The following is an 8,370-nucleotide window of genomic DNA, read 5'->3' as shown; positions in this document are numbered from 1 at the left end:
TCCCCAGAGGGGGCCCCCCCTTCCCCTTTTCCCAGAATTGTCCCACAATTAAGTCAAACCTCTGCAACTGCGTTGTTGCTTGATAGTTACCGCAATATTTCGCAACAAATCAATCCCAATTAAGCAAGCCTTATCAATGAAAAACCCGCCCTCGAACGCGAGAAAGCGGGTTTTAAGCAGAATGGATTTGTTTTGCTTATATCAAAGAATCATTCAAGACTATTTGGGAAGAAAGCAGCAGGTGAAATATGAAAAAATTTCGCTAGTTCTTCAATGTGTCTAGTTGTTAGTTTACGCTGCTTTTTCAATATGGCCGATATAATAGATTCTGTTTTGAAAATGGGTAGTAAATCTTTTTGACGTAATCCATTTTCTTCTATCAAAACCTGAAGTAAATCTATTCCATAAATATCAGGTATAGGCTCTTGTGCTTGTTCATACTCGTAAACCAGAGTGCCTAAAATATTAAGATAATCTTTTTCATCTAATGTTAATGGGGCACTATCTATCAAAGAATTAATAACTTCTTGAGTAGCAAATAACTCCTCCTCAGTCTTGATGGGACGAGGAGGGAATGCTTGCAACAGTTCAATGTATGTAGGGCGTTTATTTAAACCAAGGGTCATTTTTCCATTTATTTGTATCGTACTCTGCATGAGTTAATACGTTGCGAATAAATACTTTTTGACTTTGATAGTCAATAAAAGTAATAAGCCGATATTTATTTCCTTGAATATTAAAAACCGTAAGTTCACCTACTGAATCGGCAGAGTTGAAAGTTTCACGAACTTGAAGTATATTTTGCCACTTGGCTGATTTTACGGCTTTGTTCCAACCACGTAAACTAGATTCAGCATCAGGATACTTTTGATAAAAAAGTTTTAATGCAGTATTGGAAATTACATGCATAGTAGATGAATTTTTTCAGAATAAATTTCATGAACTGACACCCCGGTAGATAGATTATATTTTCAAGTAATTAAAACTTAGCAAATTGCTAAGTGAATGTCAACAGTTTTTTAATGATTGGGCTTTCGCTTTACCCTTAGTACTTCAATTAAACTCGTGTACATGTTTAATAAAACTTGTATACAGGTATTGACTAAATCTGTATACAAGTTTGGTATGAGGTAAGAAAATTAAAATAATTTTGGCTAAATAGCTAAAACCTTCACCAGACAAAGAATATAACCAAAATGGCACTATGAGTGCGCCCTATTGACGCTCAGCTAGCTGTGAGTAAATTCCAAAATTGCTTGATGTCAAAGGTTTTCGAGCATTTTAATGCAACTGAACTATTCCTCACAATCTCAAAGGTTGCATATTTTGATTTGAGTTCTCCCAACAAGTAATACAGAAGACAATCAAACGATTACCTCAAACCAAATCAAACATCATTTCTCATCTAAATCTAAAGTATATGCCTAACCCAAATTTGACAGACAGTGCAAACAATCCAATTGTATATGCGCCTACGCAGACTAAACCAGCAAACAAATATGCAAATTACTCACAAGGGAGTTTAGCGTTTGATATTTCTGAGGTAGATAACTTCCCCTTGGATAGCGATTACGACCTCACAACCGAGCAAATTCATAACTTTCAGCACGATGGACATTTGTTGGTGCGCGGTGTAGTTTCTCCCAAAGAAATAGCTGTCTATAAACCTGCATTAGTAGAAACGGTTGACCGTTATGACCGAGAACAGCAGGCGATGGAAAAGACTGTTAGCGGTCAAAGTCAAGGATGGCAGTTTGTTGAAAACCTTTACCAACTAGATTTAGTTGCCCAACGCTTTGTTTTAGCTCGTCGGTTTGGCAAGATTGCTGCCGATTTATTAGGAGTTGATACTGTCCGCTTATTCCGCGACCAATCTTATTTCAAAAAACCCGGAGGCGGCAATACACCCTGGCATCAAGATGGTTACTTTATGCCCCTAGATACAACTCAAATAGTCACAATGTGGATTGCTCTGTCGGAGGTTTCCCCAGAAATGGCACCGATGACTTTTGCTACCGGTTCCCACAAACAGGGATATATCGGGGCTTCAATGCCGCTAGATGAGTCAATGGATGAGTTTGAGCAATCCATTATTAAATCGGGATTTCAACTCAAAAATTATGGAGCAATGGCAGCCGGAGATGCAAGTTTCCATTCTGGCTGGACACTGCACAGTTCGCGCAAAAACACAAGCGATCGCACCCGCGAAGCCTTAGTGATTGTTTTTTACGCCGATGGAGCCAGGGTCACGATGCCCCCTGTACCCGCCAATGCTCTACCGCAGGAGCAGTTTGCTGCTGTAATTCGCCAACGCAACTTATCTACCTGTTTGCCAGGATTGAAACCCGGAGACTTGGCTGAAACTTCAATGAATCCAATCGTTTACCAAAGAACTCTGAATTCTGAATTCTGACTTCTGAATTCTTCTTCATTTTCCCATCTCAAACCTAGCAACCGCCGAAACTAATCCGATCGCTTACTCATCTTTGTTTCTGTCATGGTTTACCAACGCACTCATACTTGGCTGTACTCTTTAAAAGACTCTCTGCAACCCCTCAAGCCGCATCTCACCCCCCTAGTCTGTCCAGAAGCGATAGAACAACTCGACTCTGTAAGCAGTTACTTTCCAGATGCGATCGCTTCCACTTATGGCTTTGAATATCGCCTACAACCTTCTGCTCCAGTAGTTGACTTTGCTTTTCAAGTTACCGAAACCGGTCGAGAAATTTTAGCAGGCTTAAACCCCCACACACGTCTGTCGGAGGATTTTAGCAAGCATCCCGTTTGGCAACAAATTCAGAAGTTTTGCGGCGAATGGGCAGATCCGTCTTCCTTACTCCATTACTTCATTAGCGATCTTTGGTTAGAGTTTGATTCAAAGCTCGATGGCGATACTAGTAGTTCGGCAAGTGAACTTGGCGGGGTAAAGGGGAAAGGGCAAAGGGGAAAGGTTTTAAATCCCTTACCCTTTACCCCTTCCCCTTTCCCCAGACCTCAGGGTTCCCAGACTACTAGTACAAATAATATCCCCATACCTGGGTTATTTTTCGGAGTAACTAGCCCACCAGATAATTCAGGAATCTCCTTCAACTACTCTTGGATTTGGGAACAAGCTATGCCTTTATTATTAGGCACACCTTTACCTCCCGCCTTAGAGAAAAAATTCATCGACTGTATCAAGCGGTTGCCTCCCCAAACCAGCATTTTTCAGGTTGGGATGATGTTTTCCCGAACGGTGGAAGCGATAAGACTCTGCCTTGTCGGTTCTCCCTCGGAATTGCTGCCATACTTGAAGGAAATAGGCTGGACGGGACAGCTTGCAGAGGTAGAAAATCTCGTCAACTCCCTTTCTGGCTGCGTTGATGGCATTATCCTCGACCTTGATATTGGCGAACACATTTACCCGCGAATCGGCATTGAAGGAATTTTTCTCACCCGCTATCAAGCCTGCGTAAACGGACAATGGGAATCGCTGCTAGATTATCTCACTTCTCAAGGTTTATGTGCAAAAGAAACCAGGGATGCTTTACTCAAATACTCTGGCTATAGCCTAGTAAAGCGTCTGGGCGATCGCATTTACGTCCGGGGGTTGAACCATATCAAACTCATTTATCAATCAGGGCAACCCCTAGCAAGTAAAATTTATTTTGGTGCAATGCATCAACCCCTCAGTAAAATACCTGGACGTTCTGCTGAGACGGTAAGTACAGAGGACGTAACCAAGCAAGAACGTGGTGACGCAGACACTATCGAATCAGCCGTTACTTTTTTGCTAACTGCACGGAATTCCGAGGGGTGGTGGATTGATTTTCAACTAGCGGCTGGCTTGAGCGATGAATGGGTGACGGGTTATGTGGGAGCGATGTTAGCAAATATACGCGATATCCGTATACCTGAAGCTGTTTCTACAGCTTGGAATCTGCTCAATAGTCGCCGTCATCGCGCTAATGGCAAATGGGGCTACAATCGCTTGCCTCCTGGCGATGCAGATAGTACTGGCTGGGTACTCCAGCTTGCCCATGCTATTGGTGAGAGTAATTCAGAACGGGCGCGTCAAGCAATGCAATCCCTAGCAGCCCATCAGCGGCCGGATGGAGGTATTTGCACCTATGAGAGTGAAGAATCGATTCGGGCTTTTATTCATGCTTCTCCCGAAATCGGATTTGCGGGTTGGTGCGGTTCGCATACTTGCGTGAGTGCGGCAATTGCAGCTCTGCCCGAATACCGCTTTCAGCTTCAAGATTATTTGCGATCGACTCAGCAAAATGATGGTAGCTGGCTGGCTTACTGGTGGCAAGACCCCGAATATGTAACGGCTCTAGCAGCTGAGGCGATCGCCGCTTGTTATCCAAATTCTGATTGTATTACCAACGCCGTGGCGTGGGGAATGAACCGCCTCAATTCCCAAGGATTTGTCGCAACTAGCGATCGCCCCTCTGGTTCGCCATTTGCCACAGCTTGGTGCTTGCGACTGCTGATACTGAGACGGCAAGATACCGCAGTACAAGCAGCGATCGCCAAGGCAACTGATTGGTTACTAGCACAGCAACAGCCCAATGGTTCTTGGATTTCCTCAGCCCGGTTGCAAGTTCCATTACCGGATGACCTAAATCCCAATCAGTTTAACCAGTGGATTTACCACGGCACGATTCAAGGCAGTTTAGTGTTTGACAAGCATTGTGTCTTTACCACTGCCACAGTATTACAAGCTCTACATCGTAGTTTATAAGGAAAATTAAGATGAACGCAGTTATTTCTAGTATCTCTACACAGCAGTTGCCTGCGATCGCCAACCCCGTTATTTCCACAGCCCAGTTGCAAAGCATCGTTAGCCGAGCTAGCAATCTGTTTGAACGACTCGATCCAAAGATGTTCTCACCCTCCCCCGAAACAGATGAAAAACTCTTGCAATCGCGTCTTGATACTTGGTGTCAGACAGTAGCAAAAGGGAATTTCGAGCATTTTCAACAATACTTGCAATGGGATGGGCTGAATTTAGAAACAGCAAAAAGCGCGATCGCACCTGTATGTTTGCGCCACGATGCTCCCCTGCCCAACTGGGCAAAGACGCTCTCAGCTGTTCTCAATCTTGCCTTTTCTCAAGCAGCAACAAATCCCGAAACAACGACTTCACAGCACTTTTTGATTCCCCAGTCTCCCCTCCCCTTTGAAGAGATTCTCGCCCCATTCGTTATATTTGCTCAACAAAAACTGATTGCTAGAACTGGCGAGTCTTATCAGAGATTAACCCATGAGGTTCATGGCGTATTTGAACGTAGCTTGCTCGGTCAGCTAATTGACATCGCCACACAGCCTTTACAAATAGCTTTTACCAGTTGGCGAGTCGCTCAACAATCCTCTTTTACTCGTCTACTGACGCAGACACAAGAACTGCAAAGCCGCAACCTCTATATCCGGTTTGTTCGGGAAATGTTGCAGGGCAAACTAACTTCTTTTTTTGTAGAATATGCTGCTCTAGCTAGGTTACTGGCTACGACAACCGAGCTTTGGGTAGAATCCCAGCTAGAATTTATCCATCACTTAGACGCAGACTGGTCAGAAATTGCAGAGAAATTTAACAACGGTTTACCTCTCGGTCAGGTGACATCGGTGCAGCCTCTCCGATCTGACCCCCATCGCGGCAGACGTTCTGTAATTACACTGAAAATTGAGCCAAATTTGCGCTTAGTTTACAAACCCAAGCATTTAGGCGTTGAACAGGCGTACAATCAGTTTTTGACTTGGTTAAACGAACAGGGTTCTCCTCTGCCTCTAAAAACCTTGCAAGTAATTAACCGCGATAGTCACGGCTGGGTGGAGTTTGTCACCTCCCAAGCCTGTGAAGATATAGCCCAAATCAAACGCCATTACCAACGGGCAGGAATGTTGCTCTGTTTGGTTTACGTGCTAGATGCTACTGATTGTCACTACGAAAATATTATTGCCTCTGGAGAACATCCAGTTCTAATTGATACCGAAACTGTGATGCAGCATCGACCGAAAAACGAGTCATGGGCAAACCTACAGACTGCTCAACAACTCGCATTCCATCGCGTAGATAATTCCGTGATGCGTACTGCTCTATTACCTGTCTGGCATCCAGCATCCAATGGTAACTCAGGCTTTGATTTTAGCGGGTTAGGCAGCCATAACCAAGAGACTAGGCATTATAAAGGACTCCAGTGGTCTAGTGTAAATACAGACAAGATGGCTTTAAATCAAAAGTTGCTAGCGATCGATCCATTTTTAGCTCACGTGCCAACCTTAAATGGACAACCTGCCAATTTATCAGACTGGATTGAGGCAGTGGTGGAAGGATTTGAGCAGATGTATCGCTTCTTGCAAGAGAAACAAGACCTGCTACTCTCCCCAAATAGCCTGCTGTGGACAATGGCAAAACAGCTTGTTCGCTTTGTGTTTCGCCCCACAAACACTTATTCGAGAATCTTAAAAAAACTCCATAGTTCGGAGTATTTGCGGGATGGAGTTGACCGCAGTATTGCATTGGAAATCCTTAAGTTGACAGCAGCAGGCGCAACTGAAAAACCAAAATTCTGGCCTCTTCTCCAGTCTGAACGCCAACAAATGGAGCAGTTGGATGTTCCTTTTTTCTCAATTTATCCTGATACAGATGTGTTGGAGTTATCACCAGATAGTCGCGTTGAGGGATTTTTCCAAGGTTCTAGCTTTGAGTTAGTACTAGAGCGCATCAAGAACCTGAGCAAATCCGACTTGGCGATACAAGTTGATTTTATCCGCAACACTCTATATTTGAGAATGGTTCCCGGTCAAGAGATTGCTGCACCTGAAAAACCTGCCAATCAAACTTCTCTAAGGGTGCAGCAATCATCTGAGGTGATGCTCGATGAGTCAGATTTGGTTGCTGAGGTAATGGCAATTGCCCGTAGATTACAGGAGCGAGCAATTTACGCTCCTGATGGATCTGTAACTTGGCTTGCTCCTCAGTTTATCGCTCAACAACAGCGATTCCAATTTCAACCCACTGAACTCGGCCTTTTTGATGGCAAATTAGGAATTGCATTATTTCTGGCGGCGGTAGAGCATATTAAAAAAGATGGAGAGTTTCGAGAACTGTGTTTGGGAGCGTTGCAGGAGTTTCGTCAGGCGTTATCCAAAATTGAACAGCCAAAAGGTGAATTCTCGAACCTGAATCTTGGCTTATCAACTGGACTGGGAGGATGGATTTACAGCCTGACTAAAATCGGTCAATTTCTCAATGACGATCGCTTGCTTGCAGATGCTCTAAATTTGGCATACTCGATAGTGCCAGAGGCAATTACTAGCGATCGCAGTTTGGATATCGCTGGCGGTACAGCAGGTACGCTTTTAAGTTTATTGGCATTGTACCAAGTTGTTGGCGACCCAATTGTGCTAGAACGCGCCTGCTTGATTGGTCGTCATTTATTAGCCCAAAGTTTAATAACTTCTAACGGCAGAGCTTGGAAAACGCTGGATGGTGGATTGTTAACGGGCTTTTCCCACGGAGCAGCCGGAATTGCCTACGCCCTGCTGAAACTGGCACAAGTGACGAATGATGCTGAGTTTCGGGCGGCTGCCGCAGAAGCGATCGCCTACGAACAAAATATATTTTTACCAGAGGTAGGCAACTGGCCGGATCTCAGGGACTTTTCTAAATTTCTCCAAGCAACTGCCAAATCCGAATCTTCTTCACTGATGTCTAGTTGGTGTCACGGTGCAACAGGTATCGGTTTAGCCCGCCTTGGTGGACTGCCAATGTTAGAAACTGAAGCAATTCATCAAGATATTCAAGTGGCAATTAAAACTACCCAAAAGCAACTCACCCAGAAACAAGGGATAGTAAACCAGCTATGCTGCGGTCAGATGGGACAGATTGAATTACTGCTATGTGCAGCCAACCGATTGGGAAAACCAGATTTATTGACAAATGCCAAAGTCCATGCTTTACAAATTGTGCAGCAAGCAAGACACAAAGGGTATTATCTCGAACCCGCCCTACACTCAAGCGTATACGTTCCTGGTTTGTTCCGTGGGGAGGTTGGTATTGGTTATACTTTGCTGCGCCTGACTCATCTGGAACAACTGCCTTCAATTCTGTTATGGGAATAGCAGCTTTTGAATTTACCGCGACGCGATACGTAGGATCGCGTCGCGGTAAGCTACCATTTCACGGCATATTGTAATGTTGATAGGGTCTTGGGTAGTATGCCATGATTGCGGGTCAAGGCTATATTTCCCGCTACCGAGAAAAAACGAAATTCTTGAAACCCAAAAAAATCAAGGCGAATGGCTGATTGTGAGCTAATCCACACAGTAAGCTTCAGATCCACAGGGAAGTACTATCGCCGCTTAAGGAAGATATATAGTATA

Annotated in this window: 5 protein-coding genes; 3 read left to right on the top strand and 2 right to left on the bottom strand. The window is 44.2% G+C overall.

Annotated features, from left to right (window positions below):
- Window positions 1-209: 209 nt before the first annotated feature.
- Complete coding sequence (locus GNE10_RS03565; RefSeq protein WP_099068201.1) at window positions 210-626, bottom strand: type II toxin-antitoxin system HigA family antitoxin; 417 nt, start codon at window positions 624-626, stop codon at window positions 210-212.
- Complete coding sequence (locus tag GNE10_RS03560; RefSeq protein ID WP_185563676.1) at window positions 607-909, bottom strand: type II toxin-antitoxin system HigB family toxin; 303 nt, start codon at window positions 907-909, stop codon at window positions 607-609. Before GNE10_RS03560 ends, GNE10_RS03565 begins: the two co-directional genes overlap by 20 nt.
- A gap of 511 nt (window positions 910-1,420) precedes the next feature.
- Between GNE10_RS03560 and GNE10_RS03555 the strand changes: the two genes are divergently transcribed.
- The 3 genes from GNE10_RS03555 to GNE10_RS03545 all read left to right on the top strand — a co-directional run bounded on the left by GNE10_RS03555 (window position 1,421) and on the right by GNE10_RS03545 (window position 8,109).
- The gene (locus tag GNE10_RS03555) at window positions 1,421-2,413 is read left to right on the top strand and encodes a phytanoyl-CoA dioxygenase family protein (RefSeq protein ID WP_185563675.1); all 993 of its coding nucleotides are present in this window, start codon (window positions 1,421-1,423) and stop codon (window positions 2,411-2,413) included.
- A gap of 84 nt (window positions 2,414-2,497) precedes the next feature.
- Window positions 2,498-4,729, top strand: coding sequence for a prenyltransferase/squalene oxidase repeat-containing protein (locus tag GNE10_RS03550; RefSeq protein WP_185563674.1), 2,232 nt, complete (start codon window positions 2,498-2,500; stop codon window positions 4,727-4,729).
- Window positions 4,730-4,740: 11 nt separating this feature from the next.
- Window positions 4,741-8,109 (top strand): type 2 lanthipeptide synthetase LanM family protein, encoded by a 3,369-nt coding sequence (locus GNE10_RS03545; RefSeq protein WP_185563673.1) that lies wholly within the window; start codon window positions 4,741-4,743, stop codon window positions 8,107-8,109.
- Window positions 8,110-8,370 lie beyond the last annotated feature (261 nt).

Origin of the sequence: Nostoc sp. 2RC (genome assembly GCF_014222165.1) — a bacterium.
Taxonomy (GTDB): domain Bacteria; phylum Cyanobacteriota; class Cyanobacteriia; order Cyanobacteriales; family Nostocaceae; genus Nostoc; species Nostoc linckia.
The sequence above is the reverse complement of the archived record's forward strand: the minus strand, read 5'-3'. Positions and strand labels throughout refer to the sequence as shown.